Source organism: Labilibaculum euxinicum (genome assembly GCF_009795715.1).
Lineage (GTDB): Bacteria > Bacteroidota > Bacteroidia > Bacteroidales > Marinifilaceae > Labilibaculum > Labilibaculum euxinus.
The window spans coordinates 13,029-34,652 of record NZ_WTCR01000007.1 but is presented as its reverse complement, the minus strand read 5'-3'; the positions used below and the strand labels follow the sequence as shown (position 1 = coordinate 34,652).

The 21,624-nt window shown below is 35.9% G+C and carries 18 protein-coding genes; 3 read left to right on the top strand and 15 right to left on the bottom strand.

The features are described from left to right. Positions 1-13: 13 nt before the first annotated feature. Both GQR60_RS10645 and GQR60_RS10640 read right to left on the bottom strand, forming a co-directional pair. Positions 14-883, bottom strand: a complete 870-nt coding sequence (locus GQR60_RS10645) for a DUF58 domain-containing protein (RefSeq protein ID WP_124992904.1) — start codon at positions 881-883, stop codon at positions 14-16. Positions 884-981: 98 nt separating this feature from the next. Next, a complete protein-coding gene (locus tag GQR60_RS10640) occupies positions 982-1,977 on the bottom strand; it encodes an AAA family ATPase (RefSeq protein ID WP_101308440.1) in 996 nt (331 codons plus the stop codon). A 327-nt stretch (positions 1,978-2,304) separates the two neighbouring features. Here GQR60_RS10640 and truA point away from each other — a divergent pair, with 327 nt between their 5' ends. Next, positions 2,305-3,069 carry a tRNA pseudouridine(38-40) synthase TruA gene (gene truA, locus GQR60_RS10635; RefSeq protein ID WP_225441388.1) on the top strand — a complete coding sequence of 255 codons (765 nt, stop codon included), beginning with the start codon at positions 2,305-2,307 and terminating at the stop codon, positions 3,067-3,069. Further along, positions 3,062-3,538: an RNase H family protein gene (locus GQR60_RS10630; RefSeq protein ID WP_124992902.1), complete on the top strand. Its 477-nt coding sequence runs from the start codon at positions 3,062-3,064 to the stop codon at positions 3,536-3,538. Before truA ends, GQR60_RS10630 begins: the two co-directional genes overlap by 8 nt. A gap of 234 nt (positions 3,539-3,772) precedes the next feature. On the opposite strand, the gene GQR60_RS10625 is transcribed toward GQR60_RS10630, so the two are convergent. From GQR60_RS10625 to GQR60_RS10575, 11 genes are all read right to left on the bottom strand, one after another. Continuing rightward, positions 3,773-4,669, bottom strand: a complete 897-nt coding sequence (locus GQR60_RS10625; protein ID WP_124992901.1) for an alpha/beta hydrolase — start codon at positions 4,667-4,669, stop codon at positions 3,773-3,775. A gap of 90 nt (positions 4,670-4,759) precedes the next feature. Further along, a complete protein-coding gene (locus GQR60_RS10620; RefSeq protein ID WP_124992900.1) occupies positions 4,760-5,575 on the bottom strand; it encodes a helix-turn-helix domain-containing protein in 816 nt (271 codons plus the stop codon). A 446-nt stretch (positions 5,576-6,021) separates the two neighbouring features. Beyond that, positions 6,022-6,522: a nuclear transport factor 2 family protein gene (locus GQR60_RS10615; RefSeq protein WP_124992899.1), complete on the bottom strand. Its 501-nt coding sequence runs from the start codon at positions 6,520-6,522 to the stop codon at positions 6,022-6,024. A gap of 23 nt (positions 6,523-6,545) precedes the next feature. Beyond that, complete coding sequence (locus tag GQR60_RS10610) at positions 6,546-8,033, bottom strand: serine hydrolase (protein WP_124992898.1); 1,488 nt, start codon at positions 8,031-8,033, stop codon at positions 6,546-6,548. Positions 8,034-8,119: 86 nt separating this feature from the next. Then, on the bottom strand, positions 8,120-8,695 hold the full coding sequence (locus GQR60_RS10605) for a helix-turn-helix domain-containing protein (protein ID WP_124992897.1): 576 nt from the start codon (positions 8,693-8,695) through the stop codon (positions 8,120-8,122). 88 nt (positions 8,696-8,783) lie between these two features. Further along, the gene (locus tag GQR60_RS10600) at positions 8,784-10,025 is read right to left on the bottom strand and encodes a DUF3999 family protein (RefSeq protein WP_124992896.1); all 1,242 of its coding nucleotides are present in this window, start codon (positions 10,023-10,025) and stop codon (positions 8,784-8,786) included. 60 nt (positions 10,026-10,085) lie between these two features. Next, complete coding sequence (locus GQR60_RS10595) at positions 10,086-12,446, bottom strand: DUF2339 domain-containing protein (protein WP_124992895.1); 2,361 nt, start codon at positions 12,444-12,446, stop codon at positions 10,086-10,088. 252 nt (positions 12,447-12,698) lie between these two features. Then, positions 12,699-13,439, bottom strand: coding sequence for a shikimate dehydrogenase family protein (locus GQR60_RS10590; RefSeq protein WP_124992894.1), 741 nt, complete (start codon positions 13,437-13,439; stop codon positions 12,699-12,701). Position 13,440: 1 nt separating this feature from the next. Continuing rightward, positions 13,441-14,379, bottom strand: a complete 939-nt coding sequence (locus GQR60_RS10585; protein ID WP_124992893.1) for a DUF368 domain-containing protein — start codon at positions 14,377-14,379, stop codon at positions 13,441-13,443. 42 nt (positions 14,380-14,421) lie between these two features. Then, positions 14,422-15,825, bottom strand: a complete 1,404-nt coding sequence (locus GQR60_RS10580) for a tetratricopeptide repeat protein (protein WP_124992892.1) — start codon at positions 15,823-15,825, stop codon at positions 14,422-14,424. 150 nt (positions 15,826-15,975) lie between these two features. After that, a complete protein-coding gene (locus tag GQR60_RS10575; protein ID WP_124992891.1) occupies positions 15,976-17,532 on the bottom strand; it encodes a DUF4301 family protein in 1,557 nt (518 codons plus the stop codon). A gap of 309 nt (positions 17,533-17,841) precedes the next feature. On the opposite strand from GQR60_RS10575, the gene GQR60_RS10570 reads away from it, so the two are divergent. After that, positions 17,842-18,795, top strand: coding sequence for a TIGR01212 family radical SAM protein (locus tag GQR60_RS10570; RefSeq protein ID WP_124992890.1), 954 nt, complete (start codon positions 17,842-17,844; stop codon positions 18,793-18,795). Here GQR60_RS10570 and GQR60_RS10565 read toward each other — a convergent pair whose 3' ends face one another. Further along, positions 18,796-19,524 (bottom strand): tetratricopeptide repeat protein, encoded by a 729-nt coding sequence (locus GQR60_RS10565; RefSeq protein WP_124992889.1) that lies wholly within the window; start codon positions 19,522-19,524, stop codon positions 18,796-18,798. A 101-nt stretch (positions 19,525-19,625) separates the two neighbouring features. Continuing rightward, positions 19,626-21,461, bottom strand: a complete 1,836-nt coding sequence (locus GQR60_RS10560) for a YgiQ family radical SAM protein (protein ID WP_101308421.1) — start codon at positions 21,459-21,461, stop codon at positions 19,626-19,628. Positions 21,462-21,624 lie beyond the last annotated feature (163 nt).

Below are 21,624 nucleotides of genomic sequence, written 5' to 3'. Positions count from 1 at the left end.
TCTGCTTCTAAAATTATTGTCCTCTTCGTTTAAATAAGGCAATTAACGATCTCACATAATCCTGATCGGTTCGAATATTTGCTACATCAACACCAGATTTTTTAAATGTTTCGGTAAGCAGATTGTCTTTCTCATGCCACCATTTTGCGTAGTTTTCTCTTACCTTTTTATTCGAAGTGTCTATCCAACTGTATTCGCCTGTTTCCGCATCCTTAATTTTAATCAATCCAATTGAGGGGATTTCCTGTTCGCGTTTATCGAATATTTTAAGAGCTACAAGATCATGTTTTTTATTGGCAATCGTTAATGCATTTTCAAAATCTTCATCAATAAAATCTGATATCACGAAAGTGGTACAGCGTTTTTTAATAACCTGTGTAAGGTAACGTAAAGCATTGCCAATATCAGTATTCCGATGTTCCGGTTTAAAATCGATTAGTTCACGAATGATTCTTAGTATATGAGATTTACCTTTTTTAGGCGGAATAAACTTTTCAATTTTATCTGAAAAGAAGATCATCCCAATTTTATCGTTGTTTTGAATGGCCGAAAAGGCAAGCACAGCGGCAATTTCTGTAATCTGATTTTTCTTTAGTTTGGAGATGGTTCCAAATTCACGGGAACCACTCACATCAATCATCAGCATTACGGTCAGTTCACGCTCTTCTTCGAAAAGTTTTACGTAAGGTTGATTGTAGCGGGCGGTTACATTCCAGTCAATATTTCTGATGTCATCACCATATTGGTATTCCCGAACTTCACTGAAGGTCATACCTCGTCCTTTGAACGCAGAATGATACTCGCCGGCAAAAATATTTCGGGAAAGACCTCTGGTTTTGATCTCTATTTGCCTAACGCGTTTTAATAATTCACTAGTTTCCATAGCTAATTACGAATTGATAATTACGAATTAATAATTAAATCGTGGTAATTATGAATTACAAATTGAGAACCTAATTTGTAATTCATAATTCATAATTGTTACGGTACTTCAACGGTATTCAGTATTTCACTAATAATATTCTCACTAGTAATATTATTTGCCTCAGCTTCGTAAGTCAATCCAATTCTGTGACGCAGTACATCATGACAAACTGCACGGATATCTTCAGGAATTACGTAACCTCTTCGTTTAATAAAAGCATAAGCTTTAGCTGCTGATGCCAAACTGATACTGGCACGGGGCGATCCGCCAAATGCGATCATATCCTTGAATTGCTCCAATCCGTAATCGGCAGGGAAACGGGTTGCAAAAATGATGTCTACAATGTATTTTTCAATCTTTTCATCCATATAAACATCTTTCACTACGTCACGCGCCTTGTTGATGTCTTCCGGTTTTAAGATTTGGGCTGCTTTTGGAAATACCTTCAAAAGATTCTGACGCATAATTAGCTGCTCTTCATCTTTTTTAGGGTAATTGATCACCACTTTCAGCATAAAACGGTCAACCTGTGCTTCCGGCAGAGGATAAGTTCCTTCCTGCTCAATCGGATTTTGAGTGGCCATAACCAAAAACGGTTCTTTTAATTTATAGGTGGTGTCACCAATGGTGATTTGCCGCTCCTGCATGGCTTCCAATAAAGCAGCCTGTACTTTTGCCGGAGCACGGTTAATCTCATCAGCAAGAATAAAGTTGGCGAAAAGAGGTCCTTTTTTTACTACAAATTCTTCTTTTTTCTGACTGTAAATCATGGTACCCAACAAATCGGCAGGTAACAGGTCAGGAGTAAACTGAATACGACTAAATTCAGCTTCTATGGTAGTTGCAAGTGTGCTGATTGCAAGTGTTTTTGCCAGTCCGGGAACCCCTTCCAGTAATATATGACCATTCGAAAGTAATCCTATCAATAAGCTTTCAACAAGGTGCTTTTGACCAACAATAACTTTGTTCATTTCCATAGAAATCATATCCACAAAGGAACTTTCTCTTTGGATACGTTCATTTAGTTCTTTGATATCAACTGTTTGGATCATTAGAAATATATTTAATTACTTGAAAAATTTACATAAAAAGAATCTGATTTTTCAGAAAACCTTTACAAAGATAAACCTTTGAGCGTTTTATGAAAATGCATGCCCGTTAAAAATTGTTAATGGTTTTAGCAAGGAACAAGTTTCAAGGAACAAGTATCAAGTGACAAGTGACAAGTAACAAGTGACAAGTGACAAGTAACAAGTAACAAGTAGCAAGCTCCAAGGGACAAGGAATCCAATTGTTCATTATTCCGTTCCTTTGTTCTTTCATTTTCGGACTTGGTAAAAATGCTTACTTTTGGGGTGAATCAGAAAATACTATTTGAATTGAAGAAACGATATTTTATTCGCCTAAGTTATAAAGGAACAAACTATCATGGTTGGCAGATTCAGCCAAATGCAAGTTCTGTTCAGGAGGAGTTAAATAAGGCCTTGTCTACTATTTTAAATCAGCCAATAAATGTGGTTGGCTGTGGAAGAACGGATACAGGTGTGCATGCCAGCGATTTTATGGCTCATTTCGAGGTGGATGAAAACTGTCGGTTCGATTGCGGAAAACTGACTTTTAAGCTGAATCGCTTTTTGCCTCATGATATTGCCATTCGTGAAGTGTTTCGGGTGAAAGCTGATGCACATACCCGTTTCGATGCCATTTCCAGAACTTATCATTATAAAATTACCAAGCATAAAAATCCATTTCGAATGGAGTCGCACTGGAAAAATCAGCATGAGCTGAATGTTTCGAAAATGAACGAGGCGGCTAAAATTTTGTTCGAATACATCGATTTTACAAGCTTTAGTAAATTGCATACCGATGTGAAAACCAATAACTGCAGGATATCGAAAGCAGAATGGACTGAAACTGATGATGAATTGGTATTTACGATTAAGGCCGACCGCTTTCTTCGTAATATGGTTCGTGCCATTGTTGGGACTTTGATTGAAGTTGGACGGGGAAAAATGGATTTGGCTGGTTTTCGTGAGGTGATTGAAAGCAAGAACCGATCGAATGCAGGTTCTTCGGTGCCTGGTCATGGCTTGTTTCTCGCCAAAATTGAGTATCCGGATGGTTTAAGAATAGAAGATGAGTAATCAGCTGTTTTTATTTACCGATGGAAGTGTAAATCCGCAATCTAAAATTGGTTTTGGAGCTGTTCTTCTTTTACAGGATTTGAATGTCTCACTGGATGAAGCTAAAACTCTGGTAAAACTGAATCGTTTCGAAAATACTTCTTCTACAAAACTGGAGCTGCAGGTTTTACTGTTGGCTCTGAATGAAATTGATTCGGACAATTGCCATGTAATTGTATACACCGATTCTCAGAATATTATTGGTTTGCCTGCGAGGAGAGAGCGTTTTGAAAAAAACGGCTATTGTTCCAAAAATGGAAAATTGATCGCCAACCACAAATTGTATCAGGAATTTTACAGACTGACCGATACTTTAAAATGTGAATTTGTGAAGGTGAAAGGACACAAAGTCTCCAACTGTAAAAATGATATCGACAAGTTATTTACTTTGGTAGATAGAGCTTCGAGAGTTGCATTGCGTGAGAATTAATAATTAGCAATTACTAATTAAATCGACTGTGTTTTTATTTGAGACAGCTGTACTTATTGGCGGGCGAATGCTCAGTTTTTTTGGTGATAGCCAGAAATTGTGTATATCACCTGTAAAATAGCTGCTGCAATTGTATTTTTCATGATGCATTGGAACAGACAGCAATAATTAAGCTCGTATAAAAAAATGCCAGTTCTTCTTTCGAATTCGCTGGCATTTTTGTCTTGTGTTGTTTTAATACAAATGATTCAAGAACCAATTTAATGCTGCTTTTGCCGCGATATCGAACTGTTCAATATAAGGTGTGAAATGTCCGCCTGGTAGGGTGATTAGCTCTTTGGGATGCAGACTTTCCTGATAGCTTTTTAGGCAAAGGTCTGTGGGGGTAACAATGTCTTTTAAAGCGACTACAAATAAAATAGGAGTAGGGCTTACCAGGCTTGCATAAACGCCTGGTTCATACATTCTGGCGTATTCGGTGCTTCGGAAGGTAACCTCATTACTGGCTGATGTTGATAATGCTTGTGCTTTTGTATAGTATTCCCTGGCTTCTTCCATGGGATATAGTGGGTTAAGATTAGCTTCGCCAACCAATTTTTTCATCATCGGGTCTTTTCCTTTGAGGCGGTTTATTCGGTCTTTACTTACTAGTTTCCAATACCCGTCATCTTTTTGGGCAGGCATTCTTCTCGAGCTGCTTTGAGATCCGCTAATGGTAGGAACTTGAGATACGACACATTTAACTCTCCTGTCGGTTGCTGCTGTAACAATAACATGGCCACCAGAATAACTTGTTCCCCATATTCCGATTCTATTGGCATCCACTTTTTCTAATGAAGCAGCATAGCTAATGCTGTTTTTGTAATCATCTATTTGCATAAAGGGATTGATTTCTCCTCTTGGTGTACCTTCGCTTTCGCCAAGATTTCTGTAATCGAACAGAATCACAGCAAAGCCGTTTTCTGCAAATAATTCGGCAAACTTGTTTATATAAGCTTCTTTGGGAAGGCCAAATCCATGCGCCATAACAATAGCCGGACATTTGCTGTTTTTGTGAGGAATGTATTGCAATGCACAGATTTTTAAACCATCACTTAAATAATTTACTTTCGTTAGACTGTAATTTTTCATATTTCTCCTTTCATCGTTTTAAATTAAAAGGACAAATGTAGTATTCAGGTGTAAAGCCGGATTGTTCAATAAGTTCTATTGATTGTCCATTTAGTCCATATTGAATTTTCTGAAGGCTGCAGGGGTGATGTTATAGTTTTTCTTAAAAGCTTTGTTGAAGTGAGAAACACTTTCGAAGCCACAGTTAAAAGCAATATCTGATATGTATTTGTCTGAATTGACAAGTTGAAATCGGGCACAATCCAGTTTTTTTTGAAGTATCCATTTGGCGGGCGTGTTTTTGAATAAGAGCATGAAATCCCGTTTGAATTTGGAAACACTTCTATTTGATAATCTTGCTAATTGCTCTACCGTATGGTTTTCTTTGAAGGTTTTTTCCATTAATAGTTTCAGATCATTGTAATTGTCCGATAGCGAGTTGAAAAAAACTTTTGCCTGTACTGATCTTTCGGTAAGTAAAATAACCAATTCGTTTATTTTTAGCTCCATTAAAGCAGGGTTGTTTTCATTTGCATTGATGTAGGAAAGATAATGCAATATGTAGTCATCAATCATTTTATCCCTGTTGAGGATCACAAAGGGCATTTGTGGATGTTTCCCCAGCGAACTATCCTTGGGATATTTAATAAAAGTGTTCTTAAAATAAATGACCAATGCCTCGAATTCTCCGTTTTTAGGAATGTATTCGGTCATTTCATGAATGCCTTTTTTCAATAACAATAATTGATGCTGATCGACTTCGATCGTATTGTTGTCTTGGATGATAAGCTTTTTGCCTTTCAGAATAAAAACGAATGCATTTTCCTGCATTAAAATTGATTGTTTTGTTGAAATAGTATTCGTTTTCCATTTAGCGAACAATAGATTTTCGTTCTTTAAAATTTTTTCTTTTGGAAAGGTTTTCATTTTGCTAAAAGTAATTTTTTAGGGGAGATATTGATTCACTGCAAGGGCAAATTAAAAGCGATTCCGAAGTTATGAAAAGCAAACAGATTAGCAAAAAATACCTGCAGTAATGTTTACTCTCAGAAAAGAATGAGTAAGCCGTTGTGCTGAGGAAGGAGCTTATTTTTTTGTTGCAATCCCGAAAGGAGAGAAGGGGTAACAGCATGCTCAGCAAATTTGTAAGGGTGAAAGGATACAAAGTTTCGGGTAAGAAAGATCAGGTTAATCAATTGTTTGCATTGGTGAATAGAGCTTCGAGAGTTGCGTTGCGTGAAAATTAATAATTCTGTCCTTATCGTCCTCTTCATTTATAGGAGCCAACAAATTTTTGAATGTCGGGGTGCTGTTTTGTTTGACAACCTTTGTCAGCACCTCCGTGAGATAAAGCATATTCTCCATTTTCAAACCTAATGCAAGCTTACAACCCGCTTTATTTTCCATTCATTATTTTTGTTTTCCCACACAATTAAAAATCGTCCAACTTTTGAAGGTGTCCCAATTGGTTCTTGATTATTATGAAATTTTTGCAAACCTATTTCAATTGCTCCAAAGTCTTTAATAGGATAAACTTCTATGCTTCCTTTAACTAGTTCTCTTGTTACTTTTCCACAAATATTTTTTTGAGTTGCAGAAATTATGTCCTGTTTTGATGTCATTACTCCTCCTTGGTCGTGATAAAATTCAATATTTTCTGAAAAGAAAGTACCATACTTGTCAAGATTCAAATTGCAGGTATTATAAGCCTCAAAAAATATACTGTCTAATTTAACTATAGTGTCGTATAGTTGTTGGTTGTCTGGCTTATAATTTTTTGTCAAACGATACATTGTGTTTTTTGTTGTACTACAACTTGCCAATAGAGTGATAAGTGTTAACAGCGGTATAACTATAGTCTTAAAGTATTTCATTATTTTTTATGTTTGTTATAATTTTATTTTGTTTCGATATCAATTATTTTTTGTCCGTTTTTACCTAAATAATGAGTTAAGAGTTTTTCATAAATTTTATAACCATCATCCACATTCGTAAAAATTAAAAGACCTTGTTTTGTTTTAGGAAAGATAAACACAATAGTTTGAACACCTTTATCAGCACCTCCGTGAGACAAAGCATATTCTCCATTTCCTAAATCATAAATTTCAAAACCCAAACCAAAATGCTTACCGTTTTTGGTTTCGACTTGATTTGCAGTCATATCGTCAAAAACTTTTTGGGTCAATCCTTCGCGATTCATTACACTGGTCAAAAACTTTCCATAATCTTCAATGGTTGTCAATAAATTGTCTGCACCATTTGCAGTTTTATTTTTTTCTGTTTCATAAGCAATTCCTTTATTGTTATAACCTGTTGCATATCTTAAACTGTCTGTTTTATTGTCCCAAAAATATTTGGTGTCGGTCATTTGTAAAGGGGTAAAAATTAATTCGCTTGCTAATTGGTTAAGTGATTTATGGAATTTTGCTTCTAAGGCTTTTCTCAAATATTCAAAACCTTCTCCTGAATATTGGTATTTCGCTCCAGGTGTAAATTCAAAATGTAATTTCCCGTCCTTGTTATTTCCACGCCAATTGGTAAAACCTGTTTGGTGGCTTAAAATATGTCTGGTAGTAAGTAATTTGCTATTTGGGTCTTTTGAAACATCTGGGTCTGTCCAGTATATATGAATCGGTTCATCTAAATTCCACTTGCCTAAACTCACTAATTTTAAAGTAACCATTGCAGTTATAGGTTTGGTCAGTGATGCCACATTAAATATAGTATTGTATGGTGCAGTTGTTCCTTTTTTGAGTTCTCCAAACACTCTTACCTGTTGAAGTTTTCCGTTTTTAATTACGCCAATCCCCAGGGTAGGAACTTTGTTTTCTGCTAAGCATTTTTCTATTTCTTCGTCATTATCAAAAATTGATTTTGAAGAAGAAAGATGTTTAACTTGATGTTCGTAACTCAACGATTTTGTGAGTTTCCATTCGCCATTTTCTATAAGCCAAACGTGAGTAAACTTGGCCGAACTCCCAAATTGCTCAGGTTTATTTAGTTGCTTTTCAAAGAACTGATGCACTCCCTCTTGAATTGCGCCATAAAGATTTCCTTTGTTGTAAAGAGCATAAATTTCAGTGCTTTTGGGCAAGAGTTCTCTTCTTGCCTGATAGTTGGATGGATTTCCACACAATCCATTTTGTAAATCATTGAGAAATTTCTTTTTATCTGAAATCCCGTCTTTATCGTGGAAGAATTCAAACTTTTCACTTAGCAGGTTTTCAAACTGTGAAATGTCGCAAGTGTTGAAGCCTGCATTAAAAAGTAAACTGTCCTTTGAGAGGATGATTTTGTATAGGTCTGAATTTTTAGCAACCTGTGCCTGGGGCTTTACAATGAAAGTGATCGTAAAAATGAAGCTTAATAAAATATATTTTGCCATGTCTGTTTTTTATCACAAAGATCAAAAGCAAATTTATTCTGTCATTAAAATCTCCCCGACAATAACCTGTCAAAAACCCGACAATTTTATATCATATTGAAATGCAGGCTGTAATACAGCTTTTTTCTTTTGTCTATTTCAATTGCATTTCTAAGAACGAAATAAACATTTGAAAGAATCAAAAGTATCATAAGTATTAAAGTAAAGTTATGTCCGGACTTTGTGAAAATACCTAACATAAATACAATGGGGGCTATGATTGTCCACATTATTTGTAATGAAATAATTTGTTTTGTTATGGGGTTCTTCAATTTCATTGCAAACATTAATATAAGCGGAATAAGAATATTTAAAGGAGGAAGAATTATGAATGGCAAGGAAGAAAGGTTGATTAACTTTATTGATGAGTAATTTAATAAATTGTCTTCTGCTTTTGGTGAGGTTTTTTCGTTGCTGTCTTCTTTATTTTCAATTTCGGGTTGTTTGCTTCGCAATTCTTTTTCCTGGACGCCTAATGCTTCTCCCAAAACTCGAAGCGTGTATCCTTTTGGATCTGTTCCTGCTTCAATCCTCTGAATTGTCCTTACTGAAATACCAGATTTCTTCGACAATTCTTCTTGAGTCAGATTTTGTTGTTCTCTTATGCTTTTAAGTTTGGACATTCTGTTGTTTTAAAAACGTTTCGCAGGTATTGTGGTTTTCTTTCCGTTCAATTGTAATTTTTTCTATTAGTAAGCTGTCAAGTGAAATTTAAACTTCTCTTTCGTCCGTTTTTTTAATCATTTTTAGAGTGAAGCCTCCAAGAATTAGTATGATGAGAGCCATAACCGCCCACAGCCAATTTTCATTGGCAAAAAGGGGTTCCGATTTAGGTGATTCTGATTTTCTAATTGTTTCTTCATCACCAAGGGCAAGTGTTGTAATCGATTCAGGGATGTTGTCTGAAAATCGGGAGATGTCATAATTTGGTTTGCGGGTATTGGTATTTCCATAATAAAGGAAATACTTCGCGGGTTTCGAAAATCGGACCAGTAACTCATAAATGGAGCCTTCTATCTCAACATTGCTAATGGTAAGCGCTTCATTGTCCGAATTTTTGATGATGATTTTTACATGCTGAGCAATGGTATTGCTGAATTTGAACTCATTTTTTTCGATGGAGTTGAGCGTGCCCGAAGCAAGGGTTTGATAGTTGTATTTCCATCCCAGTTCGGTTTTGGTACTATCAGTTACATACTGAATGTGAACCGGCCTGTAATAATCAAATGATTCGCGAATGTTGATTTTAAGATCATTTATCACAACAGGAGAACCCAAATCGATATCAAGCTCAGTCTGTTTGCGCTTTTTATTCTCAATGGTGTTGATTTTCTTTATTTTGTAATTGCGGGATTTTCCTTTTACAATCTCCTTAAGAGATAATGCTGCACTTTCCAGCTTCGGTTTTTCTGCGCTTTTGATTCCTATTCTGTAAAAAGCATAATTGGCATTCGGAAAATTAAGTTTCGAAAACTGATAATTGGTGTGTGCATTGTTAATGGATAGTATTCTGTAATCCTCGACAAGAGTATACCAATTTTGTTGATCCTGACTTCCTTCAAGACTTGTTTTCCAGTCGAAATTCTCTTGTTCAAAATTCAACTGAATTTGATTTATTGAATTTGAGGTGGGAACTTTAAAGGTGAAGTAATAGCCGTTTTTATCCCTCGATTGATTCAATAATGTAAAATCAATGTTTAAATTTCTTGTTTGATCTTCGGTAGAATGCAGAATGTAGGGTGCTTCAAGCGTGTCATTTTGCTCAGAGATGCCAATAATTCTAATATCGTTCAGGTTCGGGGAAAGCTTCGCTAGAATTTCATTCGGTAGTTCCAGTTTGTGCCATTGATTGCTTGTACCAATAATTTCTCTTTTGAAGTTGAAATTATTCTGCTGGGCAAAGGAATTGGTAAATGCAAAAAGCAATAGTATGAAACAGGCCTTATTTTTCATGAGAGTAAGTTTAATAGTACATTTATGCGAAACCAGCTAAAATAAATTGTGTTTTTTGTTTTAGATTTCTTCCTCAGTCATATTGCTCTTGTATTTGTTGTACAGGAACGAAATAATCAAAAGAAGTATTCCCAATAAAACAAATGTGATGGTTTTTGCGATTGTACTCAATTGCGAGATGTCGTAAAAGAAGAGTTTTGCCAATGTAAGTGCAAATAATCCAATTGCACCAATCCGCAAATGTTTCTTGTTTTTCCATATGCCGTAAGCAATCAGGAGTAATGAATAGGAACCCCAAAGTATGCTTAATCCCAGCTTGTAAGATTGTGTCGATCCGCTTATGTCCATCCAATTAAGCAACTCGCTGCTAAATATCCATAGAATGGAGGTACTAAGCAGGTATTCGAATGCTATTCTGTACCTTTTTGTATTAAATTCTTCTTTTACATGAAGAAATATACTTGTAAGTGCAATCGCAGCAAAGGCTAATGAGATGTATCTGATAATGATATTGAATGTTCCCCGGTGATAATATTCAGATAAACTTTGAGTAAGATAACTTTCTCTTAATTCACTTAGGGAGTACAATCCTTGGGTTAAAAATACGACCAAAGTTATCGTTGTTAATCCAATACCGGCATAAGCTAAATTTTTGTTTTTTAATTTCCGGATATTTGCATAAGAAAGAATTGAAAAAAACAGTAATGAATAATTGATGATCCAGATCGTTTTAAATTCTTTTAAATCGTAGTTGTTATAGTAGCTGGCATATTCCTCTCCGGTTGCCTGAATGCTTAATGCCGACTCCTTAATTAGTTGATTCCAGTAATTGCCAATTTCCAATCGGATTGAATAGTAAAGCGTAAATACGAGAATAACAGGAATGGCATAGGATAATAGTTTTGTGACCTTTAGCCATGAGCCTAATAAAGTAGGATATTTGATATTGCTGTTCAATCTGTTGATGAGTCCAAAAGAAAAAATGAATAGTAATGAACTTAAAAAATTAACATTAAGAAATAGAGTGATTTTGGTTTCAGGATCATCCACAAGGTAGGTGTTATACATGGTGGTCCAATCCTGCAAAATACTACAGAAAGCAAGTACCATTAAAGGGTAAGACATTGCTTCGTAAATGGAAACTTTTTTAGTTCGGCCAATCCAGAAGAGCAGAGCGGCTTCACTGACCCATAATAAAGTTACCCAATTTCCGTCTAGTTGAATAGGAAATGCGATGGTGATAAATATGAGAACTAAACCTGATATCAAATAGAAAACATTTTTGTCGGCAAGCTTTTGTTTGTAGATAATTACACTGACAATACTGTGAATAAAAGCATTGATAAGGGTGAATAATCCTAATAAATGTTGTCCTGTTTCGTGAAGGGATAATATAGAATATCCCAGACCAAAAAAGATAAGGGAGTTGGATACGATAAGCAGAGAATTGCCTTTGTTGAATTTCTCTTTTCGAACCAATTTGTAAGCAAGGAACAGCAAATAAAAGATCGTGAAGAATACGATTAGAAAGCTGCTTCCCAGTACAAAGTGTTCGCTGGTTTCGTATTTTCCCAGGAACCAGGAATAGAAAATCAACCAGGTAAGCACGAAAGAAGAATAATGCAATGCCTTCCAGTATTTCTTGAATGCAATGAAAAGAATGCCAATGTTAATAATAGTCATGTAGGTAAAAAGTACAGCCACTTTTCCTGAGCCGTCACTTAGCAGGAAGGGAACTGCGTATGCTCCCACCAAACCGATATGAGCAATTACCTGCTTGTTGTAATTGATCGCAGCAACAACAGTGAATACGGTGAAAATCAGCATCAGAATAAAAGCAAATGCCTGCGGAAACAGATCGTACAGACTGTAGGCCATATAGGTAATGAAATATAGAATTGCTATGGCACCACTCACCAGAACGGCGCTGTAATTTTCATATTTCGCTTTTAGTTTTATTCCAAAACCCAACAGACTAATTCCCGTTAAATAAGCTAGGATTATTCTGGTTAAAGGACTGATAAGATCATTGTCGATGGAGTACTTGGCACCTATCGCCACACCAATAATGGTAATGGCAATCCCAATTTTATTGATCAGATTTTCACCAATAAATTTCTCAAGATCGGATTTCGATTTTGGAGGTTGATTGGTTACAGGAGGAGTTACAATTGTTTTTGCAGTTTCAATTTTGGGTTTTTCCTGATCTGCTGGAGATGCTATGTTTTTCAGATCATCAAGAAGATTTTTATTCAAAATCTGCGTCTCTTCTTTATCTGCAAGAGGTTTGGTTTCGCTGTTCTTCAGACGAATTATTTCATGTCGTAATTCACTAATCTCATTCGACAGAGCCTCTTGTTTTTTATGAAGCTTTTCTTGTATCTCGAAAAGCTGATTTATTTTGTCTTTATTGTCTGACATATGATCTGCTTACTAAGTATTGCAAATGTAATTCCTTGTTGAATTGTAAATATCCAAAATTGGAAATCTTTGGTTTGCCTGATTAAGGAATTGTTTACTTTAGCTCGTGAATTTATGAAAAGCATTCTACATAAACAAAATGTATGTTTTAATGCTGCTGTCGCACCAACCCAACATTTGATCAAATAATATTATGACGAATTGTATTGTGAATTTACAATACCAAGGATTGGAATGTGAGATTTTTTTGAGTTATCTATTCCAAATCTCCCAGTTTCTCTCGGCCTGTAAGTGAAGCATCTTTAGACCATTATGAGTTTTAGCTCCTTTTTCTGCTCCTTTTTTCATGAAGAGAGTTTCTGCAGGATTATAAACAACATCGTACAGAAAATGATCTTTTGTAAGGTGTTCGTATGGGATATCCGGACAGGTATCATCTTTAGGGAAAGTTCCCAACGGAGTACAATTCACAATCAAATGGTAATTGCTAATAACCTCAGAGGAAAGCATCTCGTAGCTGATGCATTTGTCAGAAGCAGCTCTGGATACAAATTGGTATTCAATCTCCATTTCTTCAAATGCTGTGGCTACAGCTTTTGAAACCCCGCCAGTTCCTAATATTAATGCTTTTGGTTTCGCTCCGTCCAAAAAAACACGCAGCGATTCGGTAAATCCATGAATATCGGTGTTGTATCCGACTAATTTAAATTGTTCATTTTCACGGATAATCTGTACGGAATTTACAGCACCAATTCTTTCTGCCAAAGGATCAATATCATCGAGAAATTGAATTACATCCTGTTTGTAAGGAATGGTAACACAGAATCCTTTTAAGTCGGGATGTTGCTCCAATATAGTAGGGAAATCCTGAATATTGGAAAGTTCGAAATTTAAAAAAGAAGCGTCTATATTTTCTTTGGTAAACTTATCTGTAAAGAATTTTTTTGAAAAAGAGTGTCCCAGAGGGAAACCAAGAATTCCGAATGTATCCATTTTATTCTGTTTTTGATTCCGGAGAAAATTTTTCCATCATCCAAATTAATAGAAATCCGGCAATGGCCAAAAGAATTGCAAATATCAATTGTGAATCCTGCCCAAGAATATTAGTGAAAGTATTTGGCAGTATATTTTCCTGCAGCAATGGTTTTTCAACTCCGTGCCGGTCAATAAAGGTTGAGATTGTGTTTTTCCAGGGCCAAACTTTATTTAAAGATCCGATCATGAATCCGGAAAGCAAACCGATAGTCATGTTGTGGTATTTTTTTAACAGCCAGCTTAGCAGATTTGAGAAACTTAAGAGGCCTATTACAGCTCCGGCACCAACTACAGCAACAACATCCAGTTTAAAAGAACTGATGGCATTTAGGATGTATTCATATTTGCCCAAAAGGAGCAATATGAAGGCGCCTGATATTCCAGGTAAAATCATCGCACAAATTGCCAATGCTCCCGAAAGAAAGAGAAACCAGTAGGAGGTAGGGGTTTCTGCCGGGGTAACAACAGTTACCATATAGGCAATTCCGATACCAATAAGCATTGCTATAATAGTGCGTAGTTTCCACTCCGTTATTTTACGGGCAATAACAATTGCAGATGCAACAATCAACCCAAAGAAGAAAGACCAGATTAAAATAGGCTGTTCAGAGAGAAAATACTTAATCAGCTTAGCCAATGACAAAAAACTTAGGAAAATTCCGAAGATCAATGCCAATAGAAAGTTTCCGTTAACTGCCTGCCAGAATTCTTTGAATTTGAATTGAAAGAGAAGTTTTACCGCATTTCCGTTAATGGATTTTATGCTGTTAATTAATTCCTCGTAAATACCGGTAATAAATGCGATTGTGCCACCGGAAACTCCCGGTACAACATCTGCTGCTCCCATTCCCATTCCTTTAAAGGCAATAAGAAGGTAGTCTTTCATTTTTCTGGGCATAGTATAATTTTGTTGCGCTTACTTTACTGGTTTCAAATGCAATTATTGGTTTGCTTTGATTAGTTTGGTGAAGATTTTATTTTTCTTCAATTCAGGAAACTGAATAAAGATGTCATTAATGTTTTCAGAATCGATATCGATCGCTTGTCTGATATAATGTTCCGAAGACTTGATGTCTCCCGTAATTGCATAGTAAGCAGCTAAATTACTTAGTAATTGAGGACAGTTTGGAGTCTGAACAAGACTTTCCAACAACACATCAATAGCGGTTTCTTCATTTTCATTTTGATGATAATATTCAGCGAGAGTTATTGGATAAGTGGTATCGTAAGGATCCAGATCAATAGCCTCTCTGAATGCCTGAACTGCTTTTTGAGGTGAATTGGCTCTGGCGTAAGCCGATCCCAAGGCAAACCAATAGTCTGAATTTGTATCATCCAGATTTTTAGCTTTTTCAAGATAAACCAAACACTCATCAATTTTATCCTGATACATGAGAATTAATCCCATTCCAAACCAGGGATCCGCTAAATTCTCATCCGTTTTAATGGCTGTTTCGTAATTGATTAAGGCTTGTTCGTATTCGTCCATTTTCTCAAAACATTCGCCAATATAGGAATAGGTTGAAGCGTGATCATCATCAAATTCCAGATATTCGGTGTAGCATTTTATCGCTTTTTCGAAAAGTCCCTGATTAGCCAGAGCATTGGCTTTGTTAAAATAGGCTTTACTATGTTGATCATTTACCGCCAGTGTGAATTCGTAGGCTTCAACAGCTTTTGGGAAATTCCCCATGCGGTTAAAAATGATTCCCAGATTGTACCAGGCGTTGTCGGAGAATGGGTTTAGCTCTAAAAATTGCTCATAAGCCATGATACTTTGATCATCCTCCCCAATTTTCTCATAACAATAACCCAATTCAAAAAGAACTTCCGAATCTTCTTCGTCTAATTCCAGTGCTTCTTCCAGATATTCAACCGCAAGGCTGAATTGACTCAATTGCTCGAAAGCAAGTGCAATTCTGAAAAGTAAATCTTCACGATTCTCGTAACTGACCTGCAGAGCTTTATCGAATTGTTTTTTTGCAAGCTCAGGTTTTCCTATATGGTTATATATGTTCCCTTTAAGTAGAAGAATCTCCTTGTTCGAAGATTCAATACCCTGTATATCCTTTAAAATGGAAAGTGCTTCGAGATGCTGTTCCCGATCAACTAAAATCTGAGCTTTTTTAATTTGGAGAGAAATAGCACCGGGGTGCTGTTTATTAGCAATGTTAGAAACTTTAACAGCTTCCAACAGATTGCCCTTCTCAATATAGTGATCAATAATGCTTTCAAATTCATGAACATCGAAGTAGTAAAGCGTCTCAGCTTTAATCATTTCTTCGAACCGGCCTACCAAAGTAAGCGCATCATCATCAAGATAGTTTTCTGTATTCTCTATCATCTATCAAATTAAAATGATTATTGCACTGCAAAAATAGGATTAATTTTAAAATATTCAAGATGTAAGATATTAACAAAAGTTAATCCTTATTTCTGTTTTTACGGGGTTTTGCCCAAAACAAACGGCCTCTTGCAAGGAGGCCGTTGTTAATTATAAATTGCGGTGTTCAATTCTAAGTAAATCAAATACTGTTTTCACAGGATTAAAAGTGGCAATTGGAACCTCTACAAATACAGAATTCCAATCAGACATGGCACCATTCCACAAACCTGGTAATTCCATTGCTTTCAGATCACTGCCATTGTGTGATTTTTGAGAGATAAAACCGGTTTGCTTATCAACAAACAAAGGAAGATCAAATTTATTTCCTTTATAGTCTTTAATACCGCAAATCAAATCTACCGGATTAAAGTGCGTAGAACGTTCAAAAATATTTGTTTGTCGAACGTCTTGTTTGTCAATTTGCGATCCTTCAACAATTTGAAGAGATACAGATCCATCTGAATTTCTTGACCAAAATGGTCCTCCACCAGGTTCACCTTCGTTCTTAACCATACCGCAGACACGAATAGGACGGTTGAATTTGGAAAACAGGTATTTCTTCAGTTTTTCAGGATCTTCAATTTTAAGACTTGCAGGCGCTTTTGTGCAAAGTTTATCTTCTAAAAAGGCAAGCATTTCATCAAGGGTATTTTGCGAAATGTCTTTGTCTTCTTCCAAAATTTTTAAATAGTCAAAAATAAATGACTGGCGTTCCAACAGAATGCCTGCTAAAACCTTCTTGAATTTGTAAGTAATTTCCTTTAAACGATCAGGAACAACATTATCAATATTTTTAATGAAAACAATATCAGCATTCAGCTCATTTAAATTCTCAATTAAAGCACCATGTCCACCCGGACGGAATAGTATTGTACCATCTTCGTTTCGGAAAGGTTCATTGTTTGTATCAACAGCAATGGTGTCGGTAGAGGATTTCTGAACAGAGTAAGCAACATTTAGTTTGCCGTTATATTTTTCTTCAAAAGTTTCCTTGGTTTTGTCTAAACGATCCTCAAATAGTTCTTTGTGATCTTCTGATACGGTAAGATGAATTTGGGCATCTCCTTTGGAGTTTTTAGCGTAATTTAGCGCCTCAACCAAATGTTCCTCAAAAGCTGTTCTGGAAAAATGTTTGTACCTGTGGAATTTCAGCAGTCCCTTAGGAAGACTTGCATAATTAAGCCCTTTTTTTGTTAGGAGCATGGCCAGGATTTGTTTGAATTGATTTTTATCAATCATCTTTTCCAAATCCATATTGTTTTCCGAAACAATATTTCGAAGATCCCCATAGAAAGCAAAATCTTCAATTCTGTCAAAGAAGTTAAACATGGTTTCCGGTCCCTTGTTACAAAGGAATTTTAGGTATTCGTCTTCCGTGTCCTGATAAGTGTTCAAAAAATCGTACAGCGATTTAAACATTCTTGTTGCTGCGCCCGAAGCTGGAACAAATTTTAGCAATGAAAGGCTTTTGGCATGTGCCGTAAATACTTCTTGATAAATATCCTGTTCATTATCACAAATTTGCATTATTCCGTCATCAATTGTGGCAGGCTTCTTCAATTTCATTTTAGGAAAACCAGTTTTGAAGTTGTTTATTTGTTCTTCAATGGTCTTAATATCAATGGCTTTGGCCTTGAATTGAGATTGGTCTTGTTTTGAAAACATGTTTAAAGTTTTAATAAAGTGTCAAAGGCAATATAAAGAATACTTTCAATAAATGAAACGCTCATTCTATTAAATAAAGAAAATACTTATGCAATGCTTTGCAGTTTTGCATGTAAAAATACAAATATAGTAGGAGATTTACTGTTTCAATATTATAGTAATATTTGTAAAAAACCTATACCGCTGCATTTTAACTTTGTCTTCTGTTTGATTTTTAAGCCTGCAGCTTATCTTGATGAATTCCAATTAATGTCAATCAATTTACTGGAATCAATTTCTTTTGTATTTTTACGATAAATTAGAAGAGGTATGACAGATAAGCAATTTCAGTGGGGAAACAATAAGAGATATAATGATTTTCCAAGTTCATTTAAAAGACGGTTTTCGGAACGAATTCAAAAAATATCAATCGATGCTGGTTTTACTTGTCCCAACCGCGATGGGAGCAAAGGTGTAGGTGGTTGTACATATTGCAATAACAATAGTTTTAATCCAGCTTACTGCAGTCCTAAAAAAACAGTTACAGAGCAAATTTTACTGGGAATAGACTTCTTTAATACCAAATATAAAGCTCAGTATTATCTGGCTTATTTTCAGGCTTATTCAAATACCTACGGATCACTTGATCATTTAAAACAAATTTATGAGGAGGCTTTGTCACACGAGAAAGTAGTTGGTTTGGTAATTGGTACCCGACCCGATTGCGTTTCTGATTCTCTTTTGTGCTATTTGGAAGAATTGGCCAAAGATAATTATATCAGCATTGAGTATGGTGTTGAATCATTGAATAACCGTGCTTTGGAAGCTATAAATCGTGGGCATTCTTATCAGGAGGCAGAGAAAACCATAATGAGAACTTCGGGTCGTGGAATTCATATTGGAGCCCATTTGGTGAACGGCCTTCCGTTTGATACACCTCAGATGATGATTGAGCATGCTGTGAAGTTGTCAAATTTACCGGTTGATACGCTTAAAATGCATCAGTTGCAAATTCTAAATAATACCATAATGGCCAAAGAATATGAAACGGAACCAGAGAAATTCCACTTGTTCGAAATGGAAGAGTATTTGGATTTTATTGTCGATGTAATTGAGAGAATTAACCCAAGGGTGAGTTTGGAACGATTTATAAATCAGGCACCAAAAGGATGGTTGATCGCTCCGAAATGGGGAGTCAAAAATTTCGAATTCGTAGATAAACTGGACAAGAGATTGGTGGAAAGAGATGCTTGGCAGGGAAAATTATTTAAAGAGATTGAATAATCAACCAATAATTTCCTTGAGTACGTGAGTCGCTTTCTTGAAACCTAATTTTTCGGCTTGTTTAATGTCTGCAATAGCTGCTTCTTTGTTGCCGTTTTTCAAATTGGCAATTCCCCGGGCGAAGTAGGCCCGTTCCAATTTTCCGTCAATTTTTATTGCTTTGTCGTAATATTTTATTGCCTTGGGGTATTGTTCCAGGCAATCTAGCGCAACTGCTTTGTTGTAGTAAACACCCGAAGAGTTTAGTCCGTACTTTATTGCTAGACTATAGTCAGTTACTGCTCCGGCGTAATCTTTAATGTAGTACTTGCAAATGCCACGAAAATGTAATGCCTGAATGTTTCTGGGATTTATGGTGAGTAGATGAGTGTAGTCTTTAATAGCATCCTTATATTTCTTTTGATTTTCAAAGAGAATTGCTCTGTTTAAATAGGCCTCTTCATCGAATTTTTGTTTCGAGATTACAAAATTCAAATCATTAATTGCTTCTCTGTTCTTATTAAGAAAAGAGTAACATATTGCTCTGTTGTAATAGGCTGGAAGGTAGTTTTTATCGCCTTTAACAATTGTGGAAAATTCTTTAATTGCTTCGGCGTATTTCTGTTTTCCTATTAATTCAATGGCATTCTCATTAGCTCTGTCTTTCCTGTTTTTGTTGCATCCGAAGACAATAAAAACGAGAATGATCAGTATGACAACTGCAGTAGTTCGTAGGTAAAATTTAGTCATGCAAAGTAGTTAGAGTTGGTTTTTCCAATATACGCAAATAAATAGAAGAGGTTTTCAAACCTCTTCATATTTGTTATGAATACCTGTTAATAGTTGCTTAACTATTTGAAAAGTTTGGTCAGCATATCTTTTTTGCCCATTTTTATTAATTCAGTTTTTATAGCTTCCCGATACTCTTTTTTATACCAGAATAGAAATTTCCGCTGCGATAACTTCTCCTTTTCACTTTTTGCCGTAAATACTTTCTTTAAAGTATACGGGTGATAGCCGGAGTAGTAGATTACTGTAGCAACCGTCATTGGTGTCGGTGTGAAATCCTGAACTTGTTCCAGCTTAAAATCAAGTTCTTTTGTTTTCACAGCAAGGTCGGCCATATCGGTTGGTTGACTTCCCGGGTGACTTGAAATGAAGTATGGAATTAATTGTTGGTTCAAACCTTCTTTTTTATTGATGTCGTCGAACAAAGCCTTCAGTTTGTAAAATAAATTAAAGGATGGTTTTCTCATCATATTCAAAACGTCATCGGAAGTATGCTCCGGAGCAACTTTTAATCTTCCCGACACATGATTTTTAATCAATTCGGTAGCATATTCCCGGTTCGATTTATTTATTTTATCATCTTTAGTCTGATGTAGAATAAGGTCATAACGAATACCGCTGCCAACGAACGATTTCTTAACTCCTGGAACTTGATCAACTTTTTTGTAAATGTCAAGCATTGCCTGATGATTTGTGTTCAGGTTTGGACAAACATCCGGGTGAATGCACGAAGGTCTTCTGCAGGTTTTGCAAATAGATTCGAAAATCCCCTTCATTTGGTACATATTGGCAGAAGGGCCTCCTAAATCTGAAAGATAACCTTTGAAATCGGGCATCTTTGTAATGTTTTCAACCTCTTTCAATATCGATTTTTCAGATCGGTTGGCAATAAATTTTCCCTGATGGGCAGATATGGTGCAGAATGAACAGCCTCCAAAACATCCTCTGTGCATGTTTACCGAGAATTTAATCATATCGAAAGCAGGAATCTTTTTGTCTTTGTATCGCGGATGTGGCAATCGGGTATAGGGAAGGTCGTAAACTTCATCCATTTCCTTTTCGTTCATCACCGGGTACGGAGGATTCACAACAATGGTCTGATCTTTATAGTCTTGAGTGAGTTTCTTTGCCATCATTGCATTCGATTCCATCTCAATGTACCGAAAGTTACTTGCGAATTTTTTCTTGTCGTTCAGGCAATCTTCATGTGAATAGAGTTTCTGATCCTGCCATGTTTTCTTTGTGGGATAAACTTCATCTTGGGCAACAAGAAAAGACGTTTGTGGAATATTAGTCAAAGAATAAAATGGTACTCCTTTTTTTGTTAGGCGAACAATTTCTTTTAATGGCTTTTCGCCCATTCCATAAACCAATAAATCGGCATTGCTTTCGCAAAGGATGCTTGGTTTCAGTTCATTATCCCAATAATCGTAATGAGTTACCCTTCTTAATGAAGCTTCAATTCCTCCAATTAGTATGGGGGTGTCAGGGTATAGTTTTTTCAGAATCTGAGAATAAACTATTGTGGGACGATCAGGCCTTTGGCCGTGTCTGCCATCGGGAGTATACGCATCATCATGCCGTAATCTTCTGTTGGCAGTATAATGATTAACCATCGAATCCATATTACCCGCGGTTACACCGAAGAATAATTTAGGCTGTCCCAGTTTTTTAAAGTCGCGCAAATCATCACGCCAGTTTGGTTGTGGTACAATGGCAACTTTCAAGCCTTCGTTTTCCAGAACTCTTCCTATCACAGAAGCTCCAAACGAAGGATGATCAATATAGGCATCACCGCTGAATAGAATTACATCCAATTCTTCCCAACCTCTTTCTTTTACTTCCTTAGCCGATGTAGGAAGCCATTTATCTATGTGTAATTTGTTGCTCTCAGTCATATGTTTTAAATTATTGCAAAGATAGTATTATTTATAAAGATTTTAAAGAAGGATTATCATCCCAATAAATAATAAATTTTCAACGGATAATAAAAAGCTTCTTTTGTTGTTTGATTAAGGCCGGACAATTGATGCATATTGAGAAAGGATTTTGTGATATTGG

Bases quoted from the DNA above. Each gene is read 5' to 3' on its own strand.
- GQR60_RS10615 (WP_124992899.1), bottom strand. From the start codon at position 6,522: ATGAAATACTTTAAGACTATAGTTATACCGCTGTTAACACTTATCACT.
- GQR60_RS10590 (WP_124992894.1), bottom strand. From the start codon at position 13,439: ATGGATACATTCGGAATTCTTGGTTTCCCTCTGGGACACTCTTTTTCA.
- GQR60_RS10610 (WP_124992898.1), bottom strand. From the start codon at position 8,033: ATGGCAAAATATATTTTATTAAGCTTCATTTTTACGATCACTTTCATT.
- GQR60_RS10585 (WP_124992893.1), bottom strand. From the start codon at position 14,379: ATGCCCAGAAAAATGAAAGACTACCTTCTTATTGCCTTTAAAGGAATG.
- GQR60_RS10645 (WP_124992904.1), bottom strand. From the start codon at position 883: ATGGAAACTAGTGAATTATTAAAACGCGTTAGGCAAATAGAGATCAAA.
- GQR60_RS10565 (WP_124992889.1), bottom strand. From the start codon at position 19,524: ATGACTAAATTTTACCTACGAACTACTGCAGTTGTCATACTGATCATT.
- GQR60_RS10605 (WP_124992897.1), bottom strand. From the start codon at position 8,695: ATGTCCAAACTTAAAAGCATAAGAGAACAACAAAATCTGACTCAAGAA.
- GQR60_RS10640 (WP_101308440.1), bottom strand. From the start codon at position 1,977: ATGATCCAAACAGTTGATATCAAAGAACTAAATGAACGTATCCAAAGA.
- GQR60_RS10630 (WP_124992902.1), top strand. From the start codon at position 3,062: ATGAGTAATCAGCTGTTTTTATTTACCGATGGAAGTGTAAATCCGCAA.
- GQR60_RS10600 (WP_124992896.1), bottom strand. From the start codon at position 10,025: ATGAAAAATAAGGCCTGTTTCATACTATTGCTTTTTGCATTTACCAAT.
- GQR60_RS10580 (WP_124992892.1), bottom strand. From the start codon at position 15,825: ATGATAGAGAATACAGAAAACTATCTTGATGATGATGCGCTTACTTTG.
- GQR60_RS10595 (WP_124992895.1), bottom strand. From the start codon at position 12,446: ATGTCAGACAATAAAGACAAAATAAATCAGCTTTTCGAGATACAAGAA.
- GQR60_RS10575 (WP_124992891.1), bottom strand. From the start codon at position 17,532: ATGTTTTCAAAACAAGACCAATCTCAATTCAAGGCCAAAGCCATTGAT.
- GQR60_RS10570 (WP_124992890.1), top strand. From the start codon at position 17,842: ATGACAGATAAGCAATTTCAGTGGGGAAACAATAAGAGATATAATGAT.
- GQR60_RS10625 (WP_124992901.1), bottom strand. From the start codon at position 4,669: ATGAAAAATTACAGTCTAACGAAAGTAAATTATTTAAGTGATGGTTTA.
- GQR60_RS10620 (WP_124992900.1), bottom strand. From the start codon at position 5,575: ATGAAAACCTTTCCAAAAGAAAAAATTTTAAAGAACGAAAATCTATTG.
- GQR60_RS10560 (WP_101308421.1), bottom strand. From the start codon at position 21,461: ATGACTGAGAGCAACAAATTACACATAGATAAATGGCTTCCTACATCG.